The organism is Pseudomonas sp. 09C 129 (genome assembly GCF_002843625.1).
GTDB lineage: Bacteria > Pseudomonadota > Gammaproteobacteria > Pseudomonadales > Pseudomonadaceae > Aquipseudomonas > Aquipseudomonas chlororaphis.
Genome location: NZ_CP025261.1, coordinates 2,694,582 through 2,720,125 on the forward strand (window position 1 = coordinate 2,694,582; position 25,544 = coordinate 2,720,125).

Here is a 25,544-nt window from a genome sequence, read left to right on the forward strand (position 1 = left end):
CGCGCGGCGACAGCTGAAAGGGCTTTTCCGGCAAGTTTTTCGGTTTATTTTTCGACCGTTAGTCTTATTGCAACGTCAAAATCGTACAGGGCCCAGGGACCTTTGCCTTGAAAGCTGTGGAATTTGCCTCCACATCCAGCACAATCCAGTATTTTCCCGGCGACACTCGTCGTTTGTGGCCTTTCTCGTTCCTGTGCGGCGGCGTCGTGCTGGAGTGAACCCAGAGGTACGTTATGTCTGAATTCCAGCTAGTCACCCGCTTCCAGCCCGCCGGCGACCAGCCGGAGGCCATCCGGCTGATGGTCGAGGGCATCGAGGCCGGGCTGGCGCACCAGACGCTGCTCGGTGTGACCGGCTCGGGCAAGACCTTCAGCATCGCCAACGTGATCGCCCAGGTACAGCGCCCGACCCTGGTGCTGGCGCCGAACAAGACCCTGGCCGCGCAGTTGTACGGCGAGTTCAAGGCGTTCTTCCCGAACAACGCGGTGGAGTACTTCGTTTCCTACTACGACTACTACCAGCCGGAAGCCTATGTACCTTCGTCCGACACCTTTATCGAGAAAGATGCCTCGATCAACGACCATATCGAGCAGATGCGCCTGTCGGCGACCAAGGCGCTGCTGGAACGCAAGGACGCGATCATCGTCACCACGGTGTCGTGCATCTACGGCCTGGGCAGCCCGGAAACCTATCTGAAGATGGTGTTGCACGTCGATCGCGGCGACAAGCTCGACCAGCGCGCCTTGCTGCGCCGCCTGGCCGACCTGCAATACACCCGCAACGACATGGATTTTGCCCGCGCCACCTTCCGCGTGCGCGGCGATGTGATCGATATCTACCCGGCGGAATCCGACCTGGAGGCGATCCGCATCGAGCTGTTCGATGACGAGGTGGAAAGCATCTCCGCTTTCGACCCGCTGACCGGCGAAGTGATCCGCAAGCTGCCGCGTTTCACCTTCTATCCCAAGAGCCACTACGTGACGCCGCGGGAAACCCTGCTGGATGCCATCGAGGGGATCAAGGTCGAGTTGCAGGAACGCCTGGAGTACCTGCGCAGCAACAACAAGTTGGTGGAAGCCCAGCGCCTGGAGCAGCGCACCCGTTTCGACCTGGAGATGATCCTCGAGCTGGGTTACTGCAACGGCATCGAAAACTACTCGCGCTACCTGTCCGGGCGGCCTGCCGGGGCCGCGCCGCCGACCCTGTACGATTACCTGCCGGCGGACGCCTTGCTGGTGATCGACGAATCCCACGTCAGCGTGCCGCAGGTCGGCGCCATGTACAAAGGCGACCGCTCCCGCAAGGAAACCCTGGTGGAGTACGGTTTCCGCCTGCCCTCGGCATTGGACAACCGGCCGATGCGCTTCGACGAGTGGGAAGGGGTCAGCCCGCAGACCATCTTCGTCTCGGCCACGCCGGGCAACTATGAAGCCGAGCATGCCGGCCGCGTGGTCGAGCAGGTGGTGCGCCCGACCGGCCTGGTCGACCCGCAGGTGGAAGTACGTCCGGCGCTGACCCAGGTCGATGACCTGCTGTCGGAAATCACTAAGCGCGTGGCCGTGGAAGAGCGGGTCCTGGTGACCACCCTGACCAAGCGCATGGCCGAGGACCTGACCGATTACCTCGCTGATCACGGTGTGCGGGTGCGTTATCTGCACTCGGACATCGACACCGTGGAGCGGGTCGAGATCATCCGCGACCTGCGCCTGGGCACCTTCGATGTGCTGGTAGGGATCAACCTGCTGCGCGAAGGCCTGGACATGCCGGAAGTGTCGCTGGTGGCGATTCTCGATGCGGACAAGGAAGGTTTCCTGCGCTCCGAGCGCTCGCTGATCCAGACCATTGGCCGTGCCGCGCGTAACCTCAACGGCCGGGCGATTCTCTACGCCGACCGCATTACCGGCTCCATGGAGCGGGCGATTGGCGAGACCGAGCGCCGTCGCGACAAGCAGATCGCCTTCAACCTGGCCAATGGCATCACCCCCAAAGGCGTGTTCAAGGACGTCGCCGACATCATGGAAGGCGCCACCGTGCCCGGTTCGCGCAGCAAGAGGCGCAAAGGCATGGCCAAGGCTGCCGAGGAAAACGCCCGCTACGAAAACGAACTGCGCTCGCCCAGCGAGATCACCAAGCGCATTCGCCAGCTCGAAGAGAAGATGTACCAGTTGGCCCGCGACCTGGAGTTCGAAGCCGCGGCGCAGATGCGCGACGAAATCGGCAAGCTGCGCGAGCGTTTGCTGACGGTCTGATCTTGTAGCCGCTGCCGCAGGCTGCGATTGGCCGGTACGGCCGAGGCGGTATCACTACCGCTGAAGGGCCTTCGGACCTATCGCAGCCTGCGGCAGCGGCTACAGCGGTTACCTTGGCAAGTCAGTGTGCTTCCCCGGCCTTGATCCCGGCCGGTAACGCCTTGGTCAGCAGAGTCGCCAGCATGCTGACGCCCAGGGCGATCCCGACAAAATGGAAGGCGTCGTTGTAGGCCATGATCAGCGCCTGCTGGTGGGTAATTTCGCTGAGTTTGCCGAGGGCGGCGGTATCGCTGCCGAACTTCTCGGCCAGGGTCGCCAGGCGTTCGGCCACTTGCGGGTTGCTCGGCACTATGGATTCGCGCAGGTAGTCGAAGTAAGTCTTGGTCCGCGCATCCAGCAGGGTCGCGAGCAGGGCGATGCCGATTGCACCGCCTAAGTTGCGCAGGATGTTGAACAGGCTGGAGGCCGAGCCGGCGTCCTGCGGCAGGATGTAGGCGGTGGCGATCAAAGAAATGGTGACCATGATCAACGGCTGCCCCAGGGCGCGGATGATCTGGATCTGGTTGAACTGCGGTCCGGCGAAGTCCGGGTTGAGCACCCCCGAAGAAAAACTCGCCAGGCCGAACAGGCCAAAGCCCAAGGTGCACAGCCATTTGGGCGAGATGAACTGCATCAGCTTCGGCACCAGCGGAATCAGGAACAGCTGCGGCACCCCCATCCACATGATCACTTCGCCGATCTGCAAGGCGTTGTAGCTCTGGATCTGCGCCAGGTACAGCGGCAACAGATAGATGGAGCCGTACAGCCCGACGCCCATGCCCAGGCTGGAAATGCTCGACAGGCCGAAGTTGCGGTTGCGCAGGATGCCCAGGTTGATCAGCGGGTTGGGCTTGGACACCTGGACAATGACAAAGGTGATCAGGCTCAGCAGGGCGATGCTGCCCAGGCTGACGATCAGGTTCGATTCCAGCCAGTCCTTGCGGTGACCTTCCTCGAGAAACACCTGCAGGCAACCGAGGCCGACACCCAGAGTGAGAATGCCGGCGTAGTCGGTGCTTTTCAGCAGCTCCCAATGGGCTTCCTTCTTCTCCAGGCCATAGAGCAGGCCGGCGATCATGATCAGGCCGGGCGGGATGTTGATATAGAAGATGTATTCCCAGCCCCAGTGCTCCGTGAGCCAGCCCCCCAGGGTCGGGCCGATGGACGGGGCGAAGGTGGCGGTCATGGCGAACATGGCCATGCCCTTGGCGCGATGGTGCTCGGGGAGCTTGATCAGGGTCAGGGTGAACGCCAGCGGGATCAGTGCGCCGCCGGTAAAGCCCTGCAGGGCGCGGAACACGATCATGCTTTCCAGGCTCCAGGCCATGGAGCAGAGCAGGGAGGCGATCAGGAAGCCCGCCGAGACCCAGACCGCCAGGCGCCGCGCCGACAGCAGCTGCACCAGCCAGGCGGTGAGGGGGATCATGATGATCTCCGCCACCAGATAGGAAGTGGAGATCCACGAGCCTTCTTCGAGGGTTGCCGACAGCGCGCCCTGGATGTCCTTGAGCGAGGCGTTGGTGATCTGGATGTCCAGCACCGCCATGAAGGCGCCGAGCATCACGCTCATCACCGCGATCCAGTCGCGCCGGGTCGGTTCGCCGACCGGGCGCAACAGTTGGTCACCGGCCATCGTTCGAGGGGTCTGGGTTCAGGGGCTGGATATTCACTTTGACGGTGACTGACATGCCCGGGCGGATCTTGCCGTGCAGCGGGTTGTCGGCGGCAAAGGTCAGTTTCACCGGAATGCGCTGCACCACCTTGGTGAAGTTGCCGGTGGCGTTGTCCGGCGGCAGCAGGCTGAACTGCGCGCCCGAGGCGGCGAACAGGCTGTCGACGCGGGCTTCGATCGGCGTGTCGCCGTAGGCGTCGAACAGCAGCTCGGCCTTTTGTCCCGGTTGCATATGGCCGATCTGGGTTTCCTTGAAGTTGGCCTGAACCCAGTCCTGGTCCGGCACGATCGACAGCAGATAGGCCCCAGCCTGTACGTACTGGCCATTACGCGCCGCGCGCTGGCCGATCAGGCCGCTGATGGGGGCGTGGATTTCGCTGCGGGTCAGGTTCAGCTCGGCCTGGGCCAGGTCGGTGCGGGCATTGGCGATCTGCGCGTCGAGGCGCTTGATCTCGGCGCTCAGGGCATTGACCTGCTGGCGCTGGCCTTGCAGGTCGGCCTGGGCCTTGGCCACTTGCGAGCGGGCGATATGGTTGTCGGCGGACAGGGTGGTGACCCGCTCTTCGGAGACATAACCCGGTTTGCGCAGGGTTTGCGCGCGGGACAGGTCGATCTGCGAGCGCCCGAGGCTGGCCTGGCTGGAGGCCACCTGGGCCTCGCCGGCGGCGATCAGGCTGGCCTGTTGCGTGAGTCTGCTCTGGGCTTGCAGGCGTTCGGCCTCGCGGGTGGCCAGGGTGGCATTGGCGCGATCCACGGCGAGGTGGAAATCATCGCCTTCGAGCCTGATCAGCAACTGGCCTTTTTCGACGTGCTGGTTGTCCTGCACCAGCACCTCGTCGATGCGCGCGCCAAGCTGGCTGGAAACGCGGGTGATTTCACCCTGGACATAGGCGTTATCGGTGCTTTCATAAAAGCGTCCATGGAAAAACCACTGCGCCAGAAAGCCCAGGGCAATCAGCAGGACCAGGAACAGGAAAATAAACAGGCGACGCTTGAGTTGAACTGGCATGGGGCGGCAGGCTGAGCTCAGGTAAATGTAAGGAAATTTGTCAGAGGGCGAATCTGGCATACGGCCGACCAGTGGTAAATGCCACGGGCGGACAATCGACGGTTCGGCGGCCCGGGCGACTCGAGTGGCCTCAACCTTGGCTTAAATGCCCTGCTCACTGGAGCGGGGCCGGCATCGCCTGTTACCATTCGCCTCTTGTTTGATCTTCGCTTTTCATATTCTTTCCGAGACATGCCATGACCACCGTCCGCACGCGCATCGCGCCATCGCCTACCGGGGACCCCCACGTAGGTACCGCTTACATCGCCTTGTTCAACTACTGCTTCGCCAAGCAGCATGGCGGTGAGTTCATCCTGCGCATCGAAGACACCGATCAACTGCGTTCGACCCGCGAGTCCGAGCAGCAGATTTTCGACGCCTTGCGCTGGTTGGGCATCAACTGGAGCGAAGGCCCGGACGTGGGCGGCCCGCACGGCCCTTACCGGCAGAGCGAACGTAGCGAGATCTACCAGAAGTACACCCAGCAGTTGGTCGACATGGGCCATGCCTTCCCGTGCTTCTGCACCGCCGAAGAACTGGACCAGATGCGCGCCGAGCAGATGGCCCGTGGCGAGACGCCGCGCTACGACGGTCGCGCGCTGCTGCTGTCCAAGGAAGAGGTCGCGCGGCGCCTGGCCGCTGGCGAACCGCACGTGATCCGCATGAAGGTGCCGAGCGAAGGCGTCTGCGTGGTGCCGGACATGCTGCGTGGCGATGTCGAGATCCCGTGGGATCGCATGGACATGCAGGTGCTGATGAAGACCGATGGCCTGCCGACCTACTTCCTGGCCAACGTGGTCGACGACCACCTGATGGGCATCACCCACGTATTGCGTGGCGAAGAATGGCTGCCTTCGGCGCCGAAACTGATTCTGCTCTACGAGTATTTCGGCTGGGAGCAGCCGCAGCTGTGCTACATGCCGCTGCTGCGCAACCCGGACAAGAGCAAGCTGTCCAAACGCAAGAACCCGACCTCCGTGACTTTCTACGAGCGCATGGGCTTCATGCCGGAAGCCATGCTCAATTACCTGGGCCGCATGGGCTGGTCGATGCCGGACGAGCGCGAGAAGTTCTCGCTGCAGGAAATGGTCGACAACTTCGACCTGTCGCGCGTCTCCCTGGGTGGACCGATTTTCGATATCGAGAAACTGTCCTGGCTCAATGGCCAGTGGTTGCGCGACCTGCCGGTGGAAGAGTTTGCCAGCCGCGTGCAGACCTGGGCGTTGAACCCCGAATACCTGAGGAAGATCGCGCCGCACGTGCAAGGCCGGGTGGAAACCTTCAGCCAGATCGCACCGCTGGCCGGGTTCTTCTTCGCCGGTGGCGTGACCCCGGATGCCAAGCTGTTCGAGTCGAAGAAGCTTTCGGGCGATCAGGTGCGGCAACTGATGCAACTGATCCTGTGGAAGCTGGAAAGCCTGCGCCAGTGGGAAAAGGACAGCATCACCGCGACCATCCAGGCCGTGGTCGAATCCCTGGAACTGAAGCTGCGTGATGCCATGCCGCTGATGTTCGCCGCTATCACCGGTCAGGCCAGCTCGGTCTCGGTGCTCGATGCCATGGAAATTCTGGGCCCGGACCTGACCCGTTTCCGTCTGCGCCAGGCCATCGACCTGCTGGGTGGCGTGTCGAAGAAAGAAAACAAAGAGTGGGAAAAGCTGCTGGGCGCGATCGCCTGATTCAGCCTGCTGATTCGCGGGAGCCGGCATGCTGGCTCCCACGGACCTGCGCAAGAAGTGAGATCGCGACCGTTGCTGGAGGGCACAACGGTCGGAAAAAGCCCCGGATTTACGGGGGAGGGCGGTAAGTGATTGTTATGCCGGCAAATTTTTTTAAAAAAAGCTGAAAAAAAAATTGACAGCCTTCCGATACGCCCTTAAGATTCGCCCCGTCCTCACCGACGAGGGGCTATAGCTCAGCTGGGAGAGCGCTTGCATGGCATGCAAGAGGTCGACGGTTCGATCCCGTCTAGCTCCACCAATTTACAGTTCAAGGTCTGGCCACACCGGCCTTGAATCGATCAGTTCTCAGCGCTGATCAGTTGTTAGAAGGGTTTGCGTCCCCTTCGTCTAGTGGCCTAGGACACCGCCCTTTCACGGCGGTAACAGGGGTTCGAGTCCCCTAGGGGACGCCAGTTTTACAGAAGCGATGTTGCAAGATGTCGCTCCGCCGCGAGGCGAAAAATCTGGGGCTATAGCTCAGCTGGGAGAGCGCTTGCATGGCATGCAAGAGGTCGACGGTTCGATCCCGTCTAGCTCCACCAATTTTACAGTTCAAGGTCTGGCCACACCGGCCTTGAATCGATCAGCTCTCAGCACTGATCAGTTGTATAGAAGGGTTTGTGTCCCCTTCGTCTAGTGGCCTAGGACACCGCCCTTTCACGGCGGTAACAGGGGTTCGAGTCCCCTAGGGGACGCCACGTTTACCCGCTCTGCGGGATTTATAAGGGTCATTCAATTATTGAATGGCCCTTTTGTTTGTCTGGCGTTTGGCCAATTCTCCCTTTCTCCTCACACTGTTCTCCTGACCGACGGTCACACTAACGACTTGCGAAAATTTATTATGAGAATAATATTTTGATCGTAATATTCGGAGGCAACGATGAACGATAAAAAAGCTCAAACCCGCGAGCGCATTCTCCAGGCCGCCAGCACCGCGCTGGTGCAGCGTGGCCCGGCCGAGCCGAGCGTGGGCGAAGTGATGGGTGCCGCGGGCCTGACGGTCGGTGGTTTCTACGCGCATTTCGAAAGCAAGGACGCCCTGATGCTGGAAGCGTTCAGTCAATTGCTGGCCCAGCGCCGGGGCCTGATTGCCGATATGGACGCATCGTTGACCGGCGAAGAGCGGCGAGCGCTGGTGGCAGCGTTCTATCTGTCGCGCAAGCACCGCGATTCCACCGAGCAGGCCTGCCCGATCCCTGCGTCGGTCGGTGAAATGGGGCGCCTGCCGGACGATTTCCGCAAAGTCCTGAATGAACACATCGAGCTGATGCTGGCTCAGTTGGCGACCACCCCCGAAGACACCGACAAGGCCCTGGCCGATCTGGCCCTGATGGTGGGCGGCTTGTCCCTGGCCCGGGCGCTGGGAGCCGGTGAGCTGTCGGACCGTTTACTGCGCGCTGCCAAGTCGGCGGTGCTATGACCTGAGGCGCTGGCCTGAGGAGAGAAGCGATGAGCACGTTAAGTTGGGTTCGTGGCGTTAACGGCACCTTGGGCTGGGTTGCACCGAAGCTGGTCGCCAGCAAGATGCGACTGGCCTTCATGACGCCGCGCGAGCGGCTGCCGCGTGACTGGGAGCTGCCGCTGCTGGCGCGTTCGGAGCGCATTACCCTGCGCTTCGGGCTCTCGGCATTGCGCTGGGGCCAGGGGCCGGCGGTGCTGCTGATGCACGGTTGGGAAGGCCGCCCCACGCAATTTGCCAGCCTGATCGATGCGCTGGTGGGCGCCGGCTACAGCGTCGTGGCGCTGGACGGTCCCGCCCACGGGCGTTCTCCCGGTCGCGAGGCCAATGTGATGCTGTTTGCCCGGGCGATGCTCGAAGCCGCCGCGGAGTTACCGCCGCTGCGCGCGGTCATCGGCCATTCCATGGGGGGCGCCAGCGCCATGCTGGCGGTGCAGCTGGGCTTGCGTACCGAGACCCTGGTCAGCATCGCCGCCCCGGCGCGGATACTCGGCGTCCTGCGCGGCTTCGCCCGTTATGTGCGCCTGCCACCCAAGGCACGCTCGGCCTTTATCCGCCAGGTGGAGCAGGATGTCGGCATGCGCGCCGCGGCCCTGGATGTCGCGCATTACCAGTTGGACATGCCCGGGTTGATCGTGCATGCCGAAGATGATTGCTTTGTCCCGGTCAAGGAGTCCGAACTGATCCACGACGCCTGGTTCGACAGCCGCTTGTTGCGCCTGAAGGAGGGCGGGCATCAGCGCGTATTGGCCGATCCGCGGCTGATCGAGGGTGTGCTGACGCTGTTGGCCGGCCGCAGCCTGCAAGCGCGCCAATCCGCCTGAGCAATCCGTTACACTGCCCCGGTCGAATAATCTGACCGGGAGTGGGGCATGGGCTGGGATCTGGCAACGCCATTTATCATCGATCTGCAGGTAGGTGCCGAAGACATCGACGGCTTGGGGCACGCCAACAATGCGGTGTACGTCACTTGGCTGGAGCGTTGCGCCTGGCGTCATTCCCAGCGCCTGGGCCTGGACCTGAGCGAATACCGCCGCCTGGATCGGGCCATGGCGGTGGTACGCCACGAGATCGACTACCTGGCGGCGGCCTATGAAGGCGACGAGCTGCAACTGGCGACCTGGATCGTCGACTGGGACCAGCGCCTGAAGATGTCGCGACGCTTCCAACTGGTGCGTCCGAGCGATGGCACTACCTTGCTGCGGGCCCAGACCACCTTTGTCTGCATCGAGCTGTCCAGCGGCAAGCCCAAGCGCATGCCGGCGGAGTTTCTCGAGGGTTATGGGCCGGCGTTGCAAGGGGCGAGCTGAACCGGCCCGCGACCATCCACCCGTTGAAATACCTGCTTCCCAGCGAAACCCAGTAAACTGCCGCACGTTTTTTTACCGCGTTTTACGTTGAGTGTGATTCATGCAAATTGCTTTGGCGCCCATGGAAGGGTTGGTCGATGACATCCTGCGGGATGTACTGACCCGGGTCGGTGGTATCGACTGGTGCGTGACCGAGTTCATCCGGGTCAACGATCAGTTGCTCACACCGGCCTATTTCCACAAGTTCGGCCCCGAGTTGTTGAACGGCGCCCGGACCGCGTCCGGCGTGCCGCTGCGGGTGCAACTGCTGGGTTCCGATCCGGTGTGCCTGGCGGAAAACGCCGCCCTGGCCTGCGAGCTCGGTTCCGAAGTCATCGACCTGAACTTCGGCTGCCCGGCCAAGACCGTCAACAAATCCCGTGGCGGTGCGGTGCTGCTTAAGGAGCCAGAGCTGCTCAACCAGATCGTCGAGCAGGTGCGGCGTGCCGTGCCTGCGCACATCCCGGTGACCGCCAAGATGCGCCTCGGCTTCGACAGCCCGGATGGCTCGCTGGTGTGCGCCACGGCGCTGGCCGAAGGCGGCGCGGAACATATCGTGGTGCATGCGCGGACCAAGGTCGACGGCTACAAGCCGCCGGCGCACTGGGAGTGGATTCCGCGGGTGCAGGACGTGGTCAAGGTGCCGGTGTTCGCCAACGGTGATATCTGGAGCGTCGAAGACTGGCGCCGCTGCCGCGAAATCAGCGGCGTGGAAGACATCATGCTCGGCCGTGGCCTGGTGTCGCGTCCGGACCTGGCCCGGCAAATCGCCGCCGCGCGGGCCGGGGAAGAGGTGGTCGAGATGACCTGGGCCGAGCTGATGCCGCTGATCCAGGACTTCTGGCTGCAAGCCAAGGCGCAGATGACGGCTCGCCAATCGCCGGGTCGCCTGAAGCAGTGGCTGGCGATGCTGACCCGCAATTATCCCGAGGCGGTGGCGCTGTTCACCGTCCTGCGTCGCGAAACCGAACCGGATCAAGTCTCGCGTTTGCTGGGCTTGCCGGTGGCCGAGGCGGCCTGAAAAAAATCTGCGAAAAGTCTCTTGAAATGCAATCGGCGGTCCCTATCTAAGGGTTACGCGATGCCGAATTCGGGTCGCGGAGACAAAAAACTTGCTGATTGTTTTCAGGAGATTTGAACCATGAGTACTGCATTTTCCCTCGCACCACTGTTCCGTTCCTCGGTGGGTTTCGACCGTTTCAACGACCTGTTCGAAACCGCCCTGCGCAATGAGCCAGGCAGCACCTATCCGCCCTACAACGTCGAAAAGCACGGCGACGACCAGTACCGCATCGTCGTGGCCGCCGCCGGGTTCCAGGAAGAAGACCTGGAGCTGCAAGTCGAGAAGGGCGTGCTGACCATCAGTGGCGGCAAACGCGACGCGAACGAAGGCGTCACCTTCCTGCACCAGGGCATCGCCCAGCGTGCCTTCAAGCTGTCCTTCCGTCTGGCCGATCACATCGAGATCAAGGCCGCCAGCCTGAGCAACGGTCTGTTGAGCATCGACCTGCTGCGAGTGATCCCGGAAGAGGCGAAAGCCAAACGCATCCCGATCAACGGGACGCAGAAGCCAGCCCTGCAGCATTGATCCATGCGCCGCCACACAGGCGTTTGATCGAGCGCTGAGTCGCTGAAAAAGGCCCCGACAAGTCGGGGCCTTTTTTATGCCTGGGAAAATCATCGTTCGCCTTTGCCGCGTTGCGGCGCTTTCTCTACAATCCGCCGCAGTTTTGCCGACCCCCCATTCCTCACTGGTCGGCTTGGAGCCTTTTTCATGGACGAGATACACCAGCGCTGGCTGTGGAGCCTCTCTGCGCCGATGGTTGCGCTCAACCCTCGCGCCGGATACGACAACCCCGCGTTCTACCCCGGCCCGGACTCCATCGACCTGCAAGGCAGTTGGGGCATTGGTGACCGACGGCAGTTGCTGGACATGCTGGAAAAGATGACTGACCACGGTCATGCCGCCCGCCTCGACGACGCCTATCGCGCCTGGCAGCGCTGCCTGCCGAGCGAGTGGCAGGCCCTGCTCGAGACCCTCGAGCCCCGTGAACGCATCCTGCATGAGTTCGCCAGCCGTACCTTTGGTGCTTGCGGCCCGGGCGGGATCCTGGCCTGGGATTACGGGCGAATGGGTTTTCTCTTGCGTTGCGGCGTGCGTAACCAGTGGATCGATCTGGCCGAGAGCCTGTGGCTGCACGGCCGGCTGGCGGTCAGGGCGCAATACCACTACGGCAGCTGGTTCGCCTATTTCAATGGTTTCCTGGTTGGCCGCGCGTTTTGGGGTTGCCTGGGCAATAGCGACGACGAACTGGCTTACGAGCTGGATCGACAGGGGGAGAACCCCAACAGCCTGATGATCGCCCAGGGGCTTGCGCAAAACATGGCGGATTGTCTAGCGGACTTGCCATGGCACCTGGATCTCGATTTGCCGCAGCGTCCGGCGTCGCTTGAGGAGTTCGCCTGGTCATGAGTTGCTGGATACAGTTGGGGATCGACCCTACCACCGATGAAACGCTGATTCGCAATGCCTATCGTGCCCGTCTGCCGGAGCATCACCCGGAGACCGATCCCGAAGGCTTCCAGGCACTGCGCCAGGCCTACGAGAGTGCCCTGCGGCTGGTGCGTGACAACGAGCAGGAACCTGAAGCGGCGCGGGAGAACGAGCCTGAGCCTGCACAGGCCATCCTCGATTTTGATGCGCTGCTGAGTGATCCGGCGCGGCGCTTCAATCCTGAGGCCTGGCAGGCCTTTATCAAGACACTGGATCAACTGCCGCTCGGTATGCTCGATGACCTGCGCTGGGAGTTGTTCGGGCGGACGGCCAACGCCGGGCCGCTGTCCCATCGTTGCGCGGGCCTGCTGGCCCAGCGCATGGGCTGGGAGCATCAGTTGCTGGAGCTGGGGTTCGATCAGGCCCGTCATGTCGAGGACTATCTGAACCGGATCAAGACCCCAGACCCATTCGACACGGTGCTGATGGGGAATTGGTCGGAACCGGCGCAGACCGAAAGCCTGTGGTACGCGCGCAGTCTCGACTTCATCTTCGACCGGCGACCGCTCCACGAATACGAAGGCTTCGCCAGCCAACACACCTGCCTACCGTTGCCGAACGATGCGCTCTTCATCAAGCGCTTGCTGGTGCAATTCACCCAGGCGGGCATCGGTGGCCAGGGGCTGCTGCAGTTGTGCATCGAGCAGCAGCGCGAAGCCCCGGATGATGTGGACTGGCTTTACCTGCTGGCGTGCCAGAACAGCCTGCTGGGGCTGGACGATCAGGCGTTGCCTTGCTGGGGCCGGCTTTGGCAGGAGCATCGTCATCCCAAGGCCGAGAGCCAATTGCTGGCGTTGTGTGCCAAACGTCAGCCGGACTTTTTGCCGCTGCTGATCCAGGCATTTGATCGTCTGGAGCATTTCAGCGGCTGGTCCACCGATCTCGCCCATGTCACCCAGGAATACGGCAGCCCTTCACAACGTCCCGAGACGCTGATCCGCTGGCTCGGCGTTGGCCGGCTCGAGCTGCAGGGGTTGGCGCAGGCCTTTATCGATTGGCGGATGACCGGCGACGAGTTGCCCTTGCTAGCGCAGTTGCTGGGCCAGCACACCGACACCCGGTTGTTGCGCCTGTACCGGCATGCCTGGGCCTTGCACCGTGGCGCAGCAGACCTGTTGCAACAGGTGCTGGACGAGCCGCAGCCGCTGGATGCCCTCGAAGGCCTGGTGCTGAGCGGGTTCAAGGATCAGGCCGGGCAGCACCTGCGCTGGTTGAGCCAGGCGCCGATTCCGTTGGCGATGAATGCCTTCATCGATGAGGGCGCGGCTTCGGCACAACTGGCCGCTGCGCTGACAACCGGTGAGCCGCATAAGATCTGCCGTGTGTGGCTGCGCCGATTGCGTCCTTACGGTCACGCTGCCCTGGAGCGTATCGCCGAGTCTTTCGAATTGAGCGATACGGATGCCGCTAGCGATTTGTCGGAACTGAACCTGCTGCTGCAACTGAGCCAGCATGGCGTAGTGTTGCCGCCGCCAGGGACGGGAGAGGCGGTCTGGCACTGGTACGCCCATACGCGGTTCCTGATGGCGTTGCTGGAGCAGCCGGAGCGTTGGTGGCAATTGATCGACTCGCGGTGCCTGGAGCGCCTGACGCTCAATCCGTCCCATCCGCTCAGCCGGCTGCAGCCGCAGCTTGCCCACTTGCAGCGCGAACAGGGCGACCTGAGCGGTTTGCTCGGCTGGCTGCAATTGGCGGATCCGCTGCATGCCTTGCTCGACCGGCAATTGCTTGGCGTTCAGGAAGCGCTCGACAGTGCGCGGTTGTTGAGCAATGAGCGCTTGTTCGCATGCCTGCGCAGCGACCTGCACGCCTTCGCGGACGATTTGCTCGGGCGCATGCTCTTGAGCGGTGTGCTGTATCACGACCCGGTGATCGATGCGCAGCAGCGTCGATACCTGCTCGACCGGATTACCGAAATCACCAATCCCCAGGACTGGTTCGACGGCTTCCGCCACGGTTTGATCAAGGGCGAGCCGCCACGGCCGCCGCAGCAGACGCTGGTCGAAGACGAAGGGATCGACAGCGAGGCTTTTTACCTGGCCCTCGATGTGCTCAAGGGGCTGGTGCGTTACGGCAGTGCCGGGGTGCCTCGGCAGAAAGTGCTGCTGCGCATGCAGCGGGCCAAGGACAACCCGGAACACGGACTCGGCCTGCGGTTTGCCTTCAGTGCGCTGCTGTCCTGGAGCGAGCGTCTGCTGCTGGCCAAGGGCGACAGCCGTCCGACGCCCGCCACGGCTTTCTGGCGTCTGGGCACACGGCTGGGACGCGGGGCGTTTTTCTGGCAGGTGCTGGGCGCTGTGCTGGTCACCCCGCTGGCCGCGTTGTTCAGCGGTACGTCGCTGTCCGCGATCGTTGTGTCATTGCTGGGCAGCCTGTTTTTGCTCGGGGTGATTCTGCGCCGCCTGCATGACATGGGGCGTGGTATCCCGACCTTGCTGGTGCTGGGCGGCCTGTCGGTGTTCTTTCCATTTCTGTCGCTGATCCTGTTCGCCTTTCCCGGCGACAAGCTGCCCAACCGCTATGGCGTACCGCCGGACAGCGCGGGTGAAGACGCGCTGCCCGGTGGTTTGCAGGCCTGTTTGCGGCGGCTCAACGGCTAGAGACGCAGCTGGTCCAGCGCCTTGTTCAGCTGGGTTCGATGGCTGGCGATTTGCGCTGGTTGCTGGTCGCCGAGCACGGTGGTGAAGGTGTCCAGCCAGTCGGCGATGCGCTCGCGCTCGTCGCCCAGGCTTTGCATCCACGCCCGTTCCAGGCGTGCCAGCAGGGTGCGGTTGGGCAGGGCGTCGCGAGGATGGATTTTCAGCGCGGTCAGCCGCTCATGGCTGGTTTGCCGGGATTGCGCATCGAGCCCGGTGGGGCTGCGGTCAATGCTGTGGCTATGGCGTTCGCCGCTGGCCAGCAGGGTGACGTCGACTTCGAGCAGGCCATTGATGTCATAGCTGAAGCGCACGTCCAGGGACTGGATCTGTTCGCTGGGTGTCAGGGGCACGTCGAAGGCGTCGATGAAAATATTGTCCCGTACCCAGGGCCGTTCGCCCTGGTACACCTCGATGCGGATAAACGCCTGATGCGGATGTGTGGTGTAGAACTGCTGCACCCGTGAGGTCGGGATTACCGTGTTGCGTTCGATGATCGGCGAAAAGGCCCCGCTGACCTGTTCGCCGCGACGGGTGGAAATCCCCAGGGTGTAGGGGCAGACGTCAGTCAGGATCAGTTCTTCGATGGCCCCGTCTCGGGCCTTGCAGGCGGCCTGGGTGGCGGCGCCCAGCGCGACGATCGTATCCGGGTCGAGATGGCGGTAAGGCAGGCGGCCGAACAGGGTGGCGACCATCTGCTGCACCGCCGGCATCCGGGTGGCGCCACCCACCAGCACCAGGCTGTCGAGGTCGCGAGGCTTGAGGCGGGCATCGCGCAGGGCCTGTTCGATGGGCGCTCGCAAGCGGGCCAGCAGCGGTTCCCAGATCTTCAGTGCCAGCGCTTCGTCCAGCGTCCATTCATGCGAGGTGTCCCCATGGCGCCAGCTCAGTGACTGAGTGCCTTCGGCGAGTGCGCACTTGAGCTGCTCCAGGGCGTCGCCCAGGCTGGCCATGCCCTGGGCGTCGATCTGCGCCGGGGTGAGTTGCCAGTCCTTGAGGCAGGCCTGCAACAAGGCCTCGGTAAAGTCCTCGCCGCCCAGGAAGTTGTCGCCGGTGGAGGCATGCACCTCAATCAGCGGCAGTGCGTATTCCAGCACCGTGACGTCGAAGGTGCCGCCGCCCAGGTCGAAGATCAGCGTGCGTTCGAACTTCTGTTCATGCAGTCCGTAGGCCATGGCGGCCGCGGTCGGCTCGTTGATCAGCCGCGACACCGTCAGGCCCGCCAGTTCGGCGGCGAACAGCGTGCGCTTGCGTTGTTCGTCGCTGAAGTAGGCGGGCACCGAAATCACCGCTTCCTGTACCGGATGGCCGAGAAAGGCTTCGGCATCCTGTTTGAGCGAGCCGATCACCAGCGCCGAGAGTTCTTCCGGGCTGAACGGCCGGCCGCCCAGTTCGAGGCGCTTGTCGCTGCCCATGAAGCGCTTGAAGGCCGCGGCCGTGCGTTCCGGGTGGGTCGTCAGGCGGGCCCGCGCAGCCTTGCCCACCAGGATGCTGTCGTCTTCATCGAGGCTGACCACCGACGGGGTCAGGACATCGCCGAGGGCGTTGGGGATCAACTGGGCGCGGCCGTCCTGCCAGACGGCGATCAGGCTGTTGGTGGTGCCAAGGTCAATGCCCAGAAGGGCCGGGCGGGGGAGGGTTGCATCCTGCATGATCGATCTCGTGGGCGTCACAAAAAACGCGACCCTACAGGTTGTGCCAAACACTGGCAATTGCTGCCCCGTTGATCTGTCAGGCCGGCGATTGCATGTCGCCCGCTCAGACCAGCAGGGCTTTCAAACCCTCCAGCGGCAGCGGTCGGCTGTGCAGGTAGCCCTGATACAAATGGCAGCCCAGGCCTTGCAGGAACTCGAGCTGCTCCGCGGTTTCCACGCCTTCGGCGATCACCTTCAGGTCCAGGCTGCGGGCCATGGCGACGATGGCGCGCACGATCTCCGCGTCGTTGGGGTCGTGGGTCGCATCGCGGACGAAGGACTGATCGATCTTCAGTGCATCCACCGGCAAGCGCTTGAGGTAGGTCAGCGACGAATAACCGGTGCCGAAGTCGTCCATGGCGAAACTCACGCCGAGTTTTTTCAGGCGACGCATCTTGCCGATGGTGTCTTCCAGGTTCTGGATCACGATGCCTTCGGTGATCTCCAGCTTCAGCAGCGAAGGCGGCAGCTGGTAATGGCTCAGGCTGTGCTCTATACGCTCGACGAAGTCGTTCTGGCGGAACTGTCGCGGGCTGATGTTCACACACAGGCTGAAGTCGAGCGGGTCCACCAGGCCTTCGGCGATCAGCTGGCTGAAGGCCTGGCAGGCTTCGTCGAGAATCCAGGTGCCGACCTCGAGGATCAGGCCGCTGTCTTCCAGGACCTTGATGAACTCGGTGGGCGATTGCGCCCCCAGTTCGGGGTGGTGCCAGCGCACCAGGGCCTCGGCGCCGACGATGCGGTTGTCGCGGGCATCGACCTGGGGCTGGAAGTGCAGGCTGAACTCGCCCCGGGACAGCGCCAGGCGCAGGTCGGTTTCCATGCGCATGCGCTCGCTGGCGGCTTTCTGCATGGTGTTGTGGAACATCTGGGTGGTGTTGCGCCCGGAGTCCTTGGCCCGGTACAGCGCGATGTCGGCGCGCTTGAGCAGGTCGGTGGGGGTCGAGCCGTGATCGGGAATCAGCGCCACGCCGATGCTCGGGGTCACCTGCAGGCGCTGGCCATCGAGGAACATCGGTTCGGAGAGCAGCTCGCGCAGGGTATCGGCCAGTTCACGCACCTGCTCGCTGACTTCGCTGCGGCTGCCTTCCAGGCCGCTGAGCAGGACCACGAACTCATCGCCGCCCAGGCGTGCCACGGTGTCTTCCATGCGCACGCTGGCTTCGAGCCGCGCGGTGACGATCTTCAGCACGGTGTCGCCCACCGGATGGCCGAGGGAATCGTTGATGTGCTTGAAATGGTCCAGGTCGAGAAACAGCAGGGCGCCGCGCAGGTTGTGGCGCTTGAGCAGGGCGATCTGCTGGCTCAGGCGGTCCATCAACAGCGCGCGGTTGGGCAGGTTGGTCAGCGGGTCGTGGTAGGCCAGGTGGCGAATCTGTGCCTGGGCATTTTTCAGCAGGCTGACGTCCCGCGCGGTGAGCAGCAGGCAGGGGGTTTCATTGAGGGTAATGGGTTCGATCGAGACCTCGACTGTCAGGATATCGCCACGCTTGTTGCGGCCGAGCATTTCCAGGTGATTGACCCGACCTTTGAGCTGCAGCTCGGCGAGCAGGATCGAGCGCTGTTTTTCCTCGGCCCAGATACCGACCTGATACACGGTACGGCCGATCACTTCTTCGGCGCGGTAGCCGGTCAGCCGGCAGAAGCCGTCGTTGACCTCCAGGTAACGCCCGGTGTCGCGTTCGGTGATGGTGATGGCGTCGGGGCTGGAGTGGAACGCCTTGGCGAACTTCTCCTCGCTGGCCTTGAGCGCGGCCTCGGAGCGTTGTTGCTGGGTGATGTCGCGCAGCGTGGTGACAATGCACGGCTGTTTGTCGACGGTGATCTGCCGGCTGGAAATGATGCAGGCCAGGGGGTGCCCGTCCTTGTGCCGGACCACCACCGCGACATTGTTCAGCGCCTGTTCGCGGATTACCTGTTCGACCCGTTGCAGGCGCTGGGCGGAGTCGTCCCACAGACCGATTTCATCGGCGCTGCGGTTGAGCACTTCGTCGGCGGTCCAGCCGAAGGTCTGGGTGAAGCTGGAGTTGATCTCGATGAGCTGCCCGGTTTCCTGGAGCGTGACGCAGATCGGGTCCGGGCTGACCTGGAACAGGCTGGCGAACTTTTCCTCGGACGTCGCCAGGCGCTGCTCGCGCTCGACCTGTTCGGTAATGTCCAGCAAGGTCCCGGCCATGCGCAGCGGATGGCCCTGCTCATCGCGGTAGAGGCGGGCGCGGCTTTCCAGAAAGCGTGACGAGCCATCGGCCAGTTGCACGCGGTAGGTCAGTTGATAATTGCCGGCCGGGCCTTCGCGCAGGCTGCGGTAGGCATCGCGCATGCTGTTGCGCTCTTCGTCGGGCACGCCCTCGAAAAATGCATCGAAGGACTCATGGAACGGCATCGGCTCCAGGCCATGCAATTGCGCGGCGCGGGCCGAGCCGTAGAGCATGCCGCTGGGAATGTGCCAGTCCCAGGTGCCGAGCTGGGCCGAGTCCAGCGCCAGGTCGAGGCGCTCCTGGCTGTCCTTGAGGGCCTGTTCGGCGAGCTTGCGTTCGCTGGTGTCGAGAAAGGTGCTGAGCAGGTAGGCCTGGCCTTCCAGCTCGACTTTCTGGGCACTGAGAATACCGTCGTGAATCTGCCCGTTGCTGGCGCGCAGTTGCACCTCGAGGGTGGCGGCCTGGCCGCGCTTTTGTACCGCCTTGACCATTTGCGCGCGTTGTTCCGGGTCGACCCACAGGCCCAGTTCGAGGGTGGTGCGGCCGATGACATGCTGCACCGGCCAGCCGAAGAGGCTTTCGAAGTACTGGTTGGCTTCGCTGATCAGGCCGTCTTCCAGGCGGGTCAGCAGCACCATGTTCGGGCACAGGTGAAACAGCGTGGCAAAGCGTTTTTCCGAACTGCTGAGGGCTTGTTCCCGCTGGCGTTGGTGGGTGATTTCGCGAATCACCCCGATCATTCGGGGCTTGCCATGTTTGTCCGGCAGCACGCTGCCATTGATTTCCAGCCAGTGCAGGCTGCCGTCGGGCCAGCGGATGCGGTGATGCATCGCCTGTTCCAGCGGCGCGCCGGCCAGCACCGAATGGAAGGCGCGAATGGTTTTGGCGCGGTCTTCCTCGGGCAGCAGGTCGAGGTATTCCAGGTCTTTGGGCAGCGGCTGGCGCGGATCGAAGCCAAACAGCGCCTGGGTGCCCCGCGACCAGCTGATTTGCCCGCTTTCGATGTCCCAGTACCAGGCGCCCAGCCGTGCGCCATTGAGTGCGGCAAGCAACTGCGGGGCGCTCTCCCAGCTTTGCTCCGACTGTTTCGGGTCGAGCGCGTGAACGCGCGGCATGGGCGGTAGACGGTCAGCGGGTTTTGGCATGAGCAGCGGGCCTTGGGCTGAAAAGAGCGTTAGGCGCAGGTTCAGGCAAGCAAAGAGGTGGCATAAGTCATGCCGGGACGCTTACGCCTGGGTCCCTGGCCAATCGACTTGTGCATCCAGTAAGGCCATGAAAGCCCGCGCAGCATTCGACAACGTCCGTTCGGTATGCAGGATATAGCCTAGCTGGCGAGTGAGCTGTATGCCCGGTAAAGGAATGCGCGCCACCTGATCGTCGAGCATGGTGCGCGGCAGTACGCTCCAGGCCAGGCCGATGGACACCATCATCTTGATGGTTTCCAGATAGTTAGTGCTCATGGCGATGTTCGGTGTCAGGCCCTGGGCCTCGAACAGGCGCTGGACAATATGGTGAGTGAAGGTGTTGCCGCCGGGAAATACCGCCGGATGCAGGGCGATATCGGCCAGGCTGACCGTGCCGTTGCTCACCAGCGGATGCTCGGGGGCGGCGACGAAGTCCAGCGGGTCGTTCCACACCGGCGTGGCCTTGACCAGCGTATGGGGCTCGGGGGCCAGGGTGATCACCGCCAGCTCGGCGCGACCATGGAGGATCTCTTCATAGGCCACTTCCGAGTCGAGAAACTGGATGTCCAGGGCCACTTCCGGGTATCGACGGGTAAAGGCGCGCAGCAGGGGCGGCAGGCGGTGCAGGCCGATATGGTGGCTGGTCGCCAGGGTCAGGCGGCCGCTGACTTCTCCGGTCAGGTTGGTCAGCGCCCGGCGGGTGTCGTCCAGCACGTTGAGGATCTGATAAGCCCGCGGCAGCAGGGCGCGCCCGGCCTCGGTCAGGCTCACTTCGCGGCCCAGGCGATCGAACAACCGGACATTGAGCTGTTGCTCAAGGCCGGCGATGCGCTTGCTGATGGCCGGCTGGGTCAGGTGCAGGCGCTCGCCGGCTCCGGAGAAGCTGCCGGTTTCGGCAATCGCGATAAAGGCATTGAGGTTGGCCAGGTCCATGGTCGTATTCCAGTTGGTTATCCAAAGTATAAAAAATATGAATTTGAGTTATTTAATGTAACGCCATAGCATCAGCCTCACAAGCCAAGGGGTTATTGACCGGTGTCAGAGACCCGCGGCATAGAAAATGATGAGGAACCGTCTGATGGCCGGCAAAACGCTCTACGACAAGCTCTGGGATTCGCATTTGGTCAAGCAGCGCGACGATGGCTCGGCGCTGATCTATATCGATCGTCACATCATCCACGAAGTGACCTCGCCGCAAGCCTTCGAAGGCCTGCGTCTGGCCGGGCGCAAGCCTTGGCGCATCGATGCCAACATCGCGACCCCGGACCACAACGTACCGACCACGCCGGAGCGCAAGGGCGGCATCAGCGCCATCGCCGACCAGGTCTCGCGTTTGCAGGTTCAGACCCTCGACGACAACTGTGACGAATACGGCATCGTCGAATTCAAGATGAACGACGTGCGTCAGGGCATCGTTCACGTCATCGGCCCGGAGCAGGGCGCCACCTTGCCCGGCATGACCGTGGTCTGCGGCGACTCCCACACCTCGACCCACGGTGCCTTTGGCGCCCTGGCGCACGGTATCGGCACCTCCGAGGTCGAGCACGTGCTCGCCACCCAGTGCCTGGTCGCCAAGAAAATGAAAAACATGCTGGTGCGGGTCGAGGGCAAGTTGCCATTTGGCGTGACCGCCAAGGACATCGTCCTGGCCGTGATCGGCAAGATCGGCACCGCTGGCGGTAACGGCCATGCCATCGAGTTCGCCGGCAGCGCGATTCGCGACCTGTCCGTCGAAGGCCGCATGACCATCTGTAACATGTCCATCGAAGCCGGCGCCCGTGTGGGCCTGGTGGCCGCGGACGAAAAGACCGTGGAATACGTCAAGGGCCGTCCATTCGCCCCCAAGGGCGCGGAATGGGACCTCGCCGTCGAAGCCTGGAAGGACCTGGTGTCCGACGCCGACGCCAAGTTCGACACCGTGGTCGAGCTGGATGCCGCGCAGATCAAGCCGCAAGTCAGCTGGGGCACTTCGCCCGAGATGGTCCTGGCCGTCGATCAGAACGTGCCGGACCCGGCCAAGGAAATGGACCTGGTCAAGCGCGATTCCATCGTCCGTGCCTTGAAATACATGGGTTTGACCGCCAACCAGGCGATCACCGACATCCAGCTGGACCGGGTATTCATCGGTTCCTGCACCAACTCGCGGATCGAAGACCTGCGCGCCGCGGCGGTCATCGCCAAGGGCCGCAAGGTGGCTTCGACCATCAAGCAGGCGATCGTGGTCCCGGGTTCGGGCCTGGTGAAGGCCCAGGCGGAGTCGGAAGGCCTGGATAAGATCTTCCTCGAAGCGGGCTTCGAATGGCGTGAGCCGGGCTGCTCGATGTGCCTGGCGATGAACCCGGACCGTTTGGAGTCCGGCGAGCATTGCGCTTCGACCTCGAACCGCAACTTCGAAGGTCGCCAGGGCGCCGGTGGCCGTACTCACCTGGTCAGCCCGGCCATGGCCGCGGCCGCCGCCGTCAACGGTCGTTTCGTCGACGTCCGTGAATTGATCTAAGGAGCGCAGCATGAAAGCTTTCACCCAGCACACCGGTCTTGTCGCGCCTTTGGATCGTGCCAACGTCGACACCGATCAGATCATTCCCAAGCAGTTCCTCAAGTCGATCAAACGCACCGGCTTCGGCCCGAACCTGTTCGACGAGTGGCGCTACCTGGATGTCGGCCAGCCGTACCAGGACAACTCCAAGCGTCCGTTGAACAAGGATTTCGTGCTCAACGCCGAGCGCTACCAGGGCGCCAGTGTATTGCTGGCCCGGGAAAACTTCGGCTGCGGCTCCAGCCGTGAGCACGCGCCTTGGGCGTTGGAAGAATATGGTTTTCGCAGCATCATTGCCCCGAGCTACGCTGACATCTTCTTCAACAACAGCTTCAAGAACGGCTTGCTGCCGATCATCCTCAGCGATGCTGAAGTCGATGAATTGTTCCAGCAGGTCGAGGCCAATCCGGGCTACCAGTTGCAGATCGACCTGCAGGCCCAGACCGTGACCCGTCCCGATGGCAAGGTGTTGAAATTCGAGATCGATGCGTTCCGCAAGCACTGCCTGCTCAACGGCCTGGACGATATCGGCCTGACCTTGCAGGACGGCGACGCAATTGCCGCCTTCGAGGCCAAGCATCGTGCCAGCCAGCCGTGGTTGTTTCGCGACGCCTGATCGGCGTTAAAGTGATGCATTGATGGCGAGCCAGCTCGCTCCGGCAGGAGAGGACACAAAACCTGTAGGAGCGAGCTTTTTGTTCGCCGCAACCGCCCAAAAAAGCCGTGACGGCTTGATATTCGGGCCAGCGCTTCGTTCTCTACGGGTGAACGGACGCCGCAGGCCAGGCAACAGCATTTTTCCGGGCGTGCCAACCAGCACACCGACAGAGCAAATGAGGAAAGCATGAGCAAGCAGATTCTGATTCTCCCAGGCGACGGTATCGGCCCGGAAATCATGGCCGAGGCGGTCAAGGTGCTGGAGCTGGCCAACGACAAGTACAGCCTGGGCTTCGAACTGAGCCATGACGTGATCGGTGGCGCGGCCATCGACAAGCACGGCGTGCCGCTGGCCGACGAGACCCTGGATCGTGCGCGGGCTGCCGACGCGGTCCTGCTGGGCGCCGTGGGCGGCCCGAAATGGGACAAGATCGAGCGTGATATCCGCCCTGAGCGCGGCCTGCTGAAAATTCGCGCGCAGTTGGGCCTGTTCGGCAACCTGCGTCCGGCGATCCTTTATCCGCAACTGGCCGACGCTTCCAGCCTCAAGCCGGAAATCGTCTCCGGCCTGGACATCCTCATCGTTCGCGAGCTGACTGGCGGCATCTACTTCGGCGCGCCACGTGGCACCCGCGAGCTGGAAAACGGCGAGCGTCAGTCCTACGACACCCTGCCGTACAGCGAGAGTGAAATCCGCCGCATCGCCCGGGTCGGCTTCGACATGGCCCGTGTGCGCGGCAAGAAGCTCTGCTCGGTGGACAAGGCCAACGTCCTGGCGTCCAGCCAGCTGTGGCGCGAAGTGGTCGAGCAGGTGGCCAAGGATTACCCGGATGTCGAACTGAGCCACATGTACGTCGACAACGCCGCCATGCAGTTGGTGCGTGCGCCGAAGCAGTTCGACGTGATGGTCACCGACAACATGTTCGGCGACATCCTTTCCGACGAAGCGTCGATGCTCACCGGCTCCATCGGCATGCTGCCGTCGGCGTCGCTGGATGCCAACAACAAGGGTATGTATGAGCCATGCCACGGTTCGGCGCCGGACATCGCCGGGCAGGGCATCGCCAACCCGCTGGCGACCATTCTGTCGGTGTCGATGATGCTGCGTTACAGCTTCAACCTGAACGACGCGGCGGATGCCATCGAGCAGGCCGTGAGCCTGGTACTGGACCAGGGATTGCGCACCGGCGACATCTGGTCGGCCGGTTGCACCAAGGTGGGTACGCAGGAAATGGGCGATGCAGTAGTCGCCGCGCTGCGGAATCTGTAATCTTTCGGGCCCACCGCTCAGACGGTGGCCCACTTTTGTATAGGTGTAGTTGCGATGAAACGTGTAGGTCTGATCGGTTGGCGCGGTATGGTCGGTTCCGTGCTCATGCAGCGGATGCTGGAAGAGCAAGACTTCGATCTTATCGAGCCGGTGTTTTTCACCACTTCCAATGTCGGTGGCCAAGGCCCGTCCGTGGGCAAGGACATTGCTCCGCTCAAGGACGCTTACAGCATTGAAGAGCTGAAGACCCTCGACGTGATTCTGACCTGCCAGGGTGGCGACTACACCAGCGAAGTCTTCCCCAAGCTGCGCGAAGCCGGCTGGCAGGGCTACTGGATCGATGCCGCTTCCAGCCTGCGCATGCAGGACGATGCGGTGATCATCCTCGACCCGGTGAACCGCAAGGTCATCGACCAGCAGCTGGATTCCGGCACCAAGAACTACATCGGCGGCAACTGCACCGTCAGCCTGATGCTGATGGGGCTGGGCGGCCTGTTCGAAGCCGGTCTGGTGGAGTGGATGAGCGCCATGACCTATCAGGCGGCCTCCGGTGCCGGCGCGCAGAACATGCGCGAACTGATCAAGCAGATGGGTGCGACCCACGCCGCCGTGGCGGATGACCTGGCCAATCCGGCCAGCGCCATTCTCGACATCGACCGCAAGGTCGCCGAAGCCATGCGCAGCGATGCCTACCCAACCGAGAACTTCGGTGTGCCGCTGGCCGGCAGCCTGATCCCGTGGATCGACAAGGAACTGCCGAACGGCCAGAGCCGCGAAGAGTGGAAGGCCCAGGCCGAGACCAACAAGATTCTCGGCCGCTTCAAGAGCCCGATCCCGGTCGACGGCATCTGCGTGCGGATCGGCGCCATGCGCTGCCACAGCCAGGCGCTGACCATCAAGCTGAACAAGGACGTGCCGATCGCCGATATCGAAGGGTTGATCAGCCAGCACAACCCTTGGGTCAAGCTGGTATCGAACCAGCGCGACATCAGCATGCAGGAGCTGAGCCCGACCAAGGTCACCGGCACCCTGAACATCCCGGTAGGCCGTCTGCGCAAGCTGAACATGGGCTCGCAGTTCCTCGGCGCGTTCACCGTCGGCGACCAACTGCTGTGGGGCGCCGCCGAACCGCTGCGCCGCATGCTGCGGATCCTGCTTGAGCGTTGATGCTCTGATCCGTTGAAAGAGCCCGCGCCTTGCAAGAGGCGCGGGCTTTTTTCATATCGGAGCAGCTCTGATTGCTGGCTATGAGCATGTTTGCGAAAAGTCTGATGTGCC

At 62.8% G+C, this 25,544-nt stretch carries 18 protein-coding genes and 4 tRNA genes; 17 read left to right on the plus strand and 5 right to left on the minus strand.

Annotated features, from left to right (window positions below):
• Nucleotides 1-233 precede the first annotated feature (233 nt).
• A complete protein-coding gene (gene uvrB / locus CXQ81_RS12370) occupies nt 234-2,249 on the plus strand; it encodes an excinuclease ABC subunit UvrB (protein ID WP_101337324.1) in 2,016 nt (671 codons plus the stop codon).
• Between the two features lie 121 nt (nt 2,250-2,370).
• Here the strand turns inward: uvrB and CXQ81_RS12375 are convergent, their stop codons facing one another.
• Entirely contained in the window at nt 2,371-3,861 is a 1,491-nt protein-coding gene (locus CXQ81_RS12375; RefSeq protein WP_178081099.1) for an MDR family MFS transporter, read from the minus strand.
• A gap of 49 nt (nt 3,862-3,910) precedes the next feature.
• Nucleotides 3,911-4,969, minus strand: a complete 1,059-nt coding sequence (locus tag CXQ81_RS12380) for an HlyD family secretion protein (RefSeq protein WP_101337326.1) — start codon at nt 4,967-4,969, stop codon at nt 3,911-3,913.
• 236 nt (nt 4,970-5,205) lie between these two features.
• On the opposite strand from CXQ81_RS12380, the gene gltX reads away from it, so the two are divergent.
• From gltX to CXQ81_RS12440, 12 genes are all read left to right on the plus strand, one after another.
• Nucleotides 5,206-6,687, plus strand: a complete 1,482-nt coding sequence (gene gltX / locus CXQ81_RS12385) for a glutamate--tRNA ligase (protein WP_101337327.1) — start codon at nt 5,206-5,208, stop codon at nt 6,685-6,687.
• Between the two features lie 225 nt (nt 6,688-6,912).
• A tRNA-Ala gene (locus tag CXQ81_RS12390) sits at nt 6,913-6,988 on the plus strand.
• 78 nt (nt 6,989-7,066) lie between these two features.
• Nucleotides 7,067-7,142, plus strand: a tRNA-Glu gene (locus CXQ81_RS12395).
• Nucleotides 7,143-7,195: 53 nt separating this feature from the next.
• A tRNA-Ala gene (locus CXQ81_RS12400) sits at nt 7,196-7,271 on the plus strand.
• An 80-nt stretch (nt 7,272-7,351) separates the two neighbouring features.
• Nucleotides 7,352-7,427, plus strand: a tRNA-Glu gene (locus CXQ81_RS12405).
• A 182-nt stretch (nt 7,428-7,609) separates the two neighbouring features.
• Nucleotides 7,610-8,149 carry a TetR/AcrR family transcriptional regulator gene (locus CXQ81_RS12410; RefSeq protein ID WP_007922012.1) on the plus strand — a complete coding sequence of 180 codons (540 nt, stop codon included), beginning with the start codon at nt 7,610-7,612 and terminating at the stop codon, nt 8,147-8,149.
• 29 nt (nt 8,150-8,178) lie between these two features.
• Nucleotides 8,179-9,012, plus strand: a complete 834-nt coding sequence (locus CXQ81_RS12415) for an alpha/beta fold hydrolase (RefSeq protein ID WP_053260331.1) — start codon at nt 8,179-8,181, stop codon at nt 9,010-9,012.
• 48 nt (nt 9,013-9,060) lie between these two features.
• Entirely contained in the window at nt 9,061-9,498 is a 438-nt protein-coding gene (locus CXQ81_RS12420; protein WP_009048091.1) for a thioesterase family protein, read from the plus strand.
• A gap of 100 nt (nt 9,499-9,598) precedes the next feature.
• Nucleotides 9,599-10,558, plus strand: a complete 960-nt coding sequence (locus CXQ81_RS12425; protein WP_085530322.1) for a tRNA-dihydrouridine synthase — start codon at nt 9,599-9,601, stop codon at nt 10,556-10,558.
• A gap of 120 nt (nt 10,559-10,678) precedes the next feature.
• Complete coding sequence (locus CXQ81_RS12430) at nt 10,679-11,125, plus strand: Hsp20 family protein (RefSeq protein WP_101337328.1); 447 nt, start codon at nt 10,679-10,681, stop codon at nt 11,123-11,125.
• 186 nt (nt 11,126-11,311) lie between these two features.
• On the plus strand, nt 11,312-12,010 hold the full coding sequence (locus CXQ81_RS12435; protein WP_101337329.1) for a DUF1266 domain-containing protein: 699 nt from the start codon (nt 11,312-11,314) through the stop codon (nt 12,008-12,010).
• Entirely contained in the window at nt 12,007-14,691 is a 2,685-nt protein-coding gene (locus CXQ81_RS12440) for a DUF805 domain-containing protein (protein ID WP_101337330.1), read from the plus strand. The genes CXQ81_RS12435 and CXQ81_RS12440 overlap by 4 nt, the downstream gene beginning before the upstream one ends.
• Here CXQ81_RS12440 and CXQ81_RS12445 read toward each other — a convergent pair.
• The 3 genes from CXQ81_RS12445 to CXQ81_RS12455 form a co-directional block, all read right to left on the minus strand.
• Nucleotides 14,688-16,379: a molecular chaperone HscC gene (locus CXQ81_RS12445; RefSeq protein WP_101337331.1), complete on the minus strand. Its 1,692-nt coding sequence runs from the start codon at nt 16,377-16,379 to the stop codon at nt 14,688-14,690. The genes CXQ81_RS12440 and CXQ81_RS12445 overlap by 4 nt on opposite strands.
• A gap of 106 nt (nt 16,380-16,485) precedes the next feature.
• Nucleotides 16,486-19,764 carry an EAL domain-containing protein gene (locus CXQ81_RS12450; protein WP_101337332.1) on the minus strand — a complete coding sequence of 1,093 codons (3,279 nt, stop codon included), beginning with the start codon at nt 19,762-19,764 and terminating at the stop codon, nt 16,486-16,488.
• Nucleotides 19,765-19,845: 81 nt separating this feature from the next.
• Nucleotides 19,846-20,736, minus strand: coding sequence for a LysR family transcriptional regulator (locus CXQ81_RS12455; RefSeq protein WP_101337333.1), 891 nt, complete (start codon nt 20,734-20,736; stop codon nt 19,846-19,848).
• Nucleotides 20,737-20,881: 145 nt separating this feature from the next.
• On the opposite strand from CXQ81_RS12455, the gene leuC reads away from it, so the two are divergent.
• From leuC to asd, 4 genes are all read left to right on the plus strand, one after another.
• Nucleotides 20,882-22,300, plus strand: coding sequence for a 3-isopropylmalate dehydratase large subunit (gene leuC / locus CXQ81_RS12460; RefSeq protein WP_009043027.1), 1,419 nt, complete (start codon nt 20,882-20,884; stop codon nt 22,298-22,300).
• Nucleotides 22,301-22,310: 10 nt separating this feature from the next.
• Entirely contained in the window at nt 22,311-22,955 is a 645-nt protein-coding gene (leuD, locus tag CXQ81_RS12465) for a 3-isopropylmalate dehydratase small subunit (protein ID WP_007921993.1), read from the plus strand.
• Nucleotides 22,956-23,183: 228 nt separating this feature from the next.
• Nucleotides 23,184-24,266, plus strand: coding sequence for a 3-isopropylmalate dehydrogenase (gene leuB / locus CXQ81_RS12470; RefSeq protein ID WP_009043028.1), 1,083 nt, complete (start codon nt 23,184-23,186; stop codon nt 24,264-24,266).
• A gap of 54 nt (nt 24,267-24,320) precedes the next feature.
• A complete protein-coding gene (asd, locus tag CXQ81_RS12475; protein WP_101337334.1) occupies nt 24,321-25,433 on the plus strand; it encodes an aspartate-semialdehyde dehydrogenase in 1,113 nt (370 codons plus the stop codon).
• The last annotated feature ends 111 nt before the right edge of the window (nt 25,434-25,544 follow it).

Coding starts and splice junctions, on each gene's coding strand:
- uvrB (WP_101337324.1), top strand. CDS start 234: ATGTCTGAATTCCAGCTAGTCACCCGCTTCCAGCCCGCCGGCGACCAG.
- leuD (WP_007921993.1), top strand. CDS start 22,311: ATGAAAGCTTTCACCCAGCACACCGGTCTTGTCGCGCCTTTGGATCGT.
- leuB (WP_009043028.1), top strand. CDS start 23,184: ATGAGCAAGCAGATTCTGATTCTCCCAGGCGACGGTATCGGCCCGGAA.
- CXQ81_RS12450 (WP_101337332.1), bottom strand. CDS start 19,764: ATGCCAAAACCCGCTGACCGTCTACCGCCCATGCCGCGCGTTCACGCG.
- CXQ81_RS12410 (WP_007922012.1), top strand. CDS start 7,610: ATGAACGATAAAAAAGCTCAAACCCGCGAGCGCATTCTCCAGGCCGCC.
- CXQ81_RS12455 (WP_101337333.1), bottom strand. CDS start 20,736: ATGGACCTGGCCAACCTCAATGCCTTTATCGCGATTGCCGAAACCGGC.
- CXQ81_RS12435 (WP_101337329.1), top strand. CDS start 11,312: ATGGACGAGATACACCAGCGCTGGCTGTGGAGCCTCTCTGCGCCGATG.
- CXQ81_RS12415 (WP_053260331.1), top strand. CDS start 8,179: ATGAGCACGTTAAGTTGGGTTCGTGGCGTTAACGGCACCTTGGGCTGG.
- leuC (WP_009043027.1), top strand. CDS start 20,882: ATGGCCGGCAAAACGCTCTACGACAAGCTCTGGGATTCGCATTTGGTC.
- asd (WP_101337334.1), top strand. CDS start 24,321: ATGAAACGTGTAGGTCTGATCGGTTGGCGCGGTATGGTCGGTTCCGTG.
- CXQ81_RS12440 (WP_101337330.1), top strand. CDS start 12,007: ATGAGTTGCTGGATACAGTTGGGGATCGACCCTACCACCGATGAAACG.
- CXQ81_RS12380 (WP_101337326.1), bottom strand. CDS start 4,969: ATGCCAGTTCAACTCAAGCGTCGCCTGTTTATTTTCCTGTTCCTGGTC.
- CXQ81_RS12430 (WP_101337328.1), top strand. CDS start 10,679: ATGAGTACTGCATTTTCCCTCGCACCACTGTTCCGTTCCTCGGTGGGT.
- CXQ81_RS12425 (WP_085530322.1), top strand. CDS start 9,599: ATGCAAATTGCTTTGGCGCCCATGGAAGGGTTGGTCGATGACATCCTG.
- gltX (WP_101337327.1), top strand. CDS start 5,206: ATGACCACCGTCCGCACGCGCATCGCGCCATCGCCTACCGGGGACCCC.
- CXQ81_RS12420 (WP_009048091.1), top strand. CDS start 9,061: ATGGGCTGGGATCTGGCAACGCCATTTATCATCGATCTGCAGGTAGGT.
- CXQ81_RS12445 (WP_101337331.1), bottom strand. CDS start 16,379: ATGCAGGATGCAACCCTCCCCCGCCCGGCCCTTCTGGGCATTGACCTT.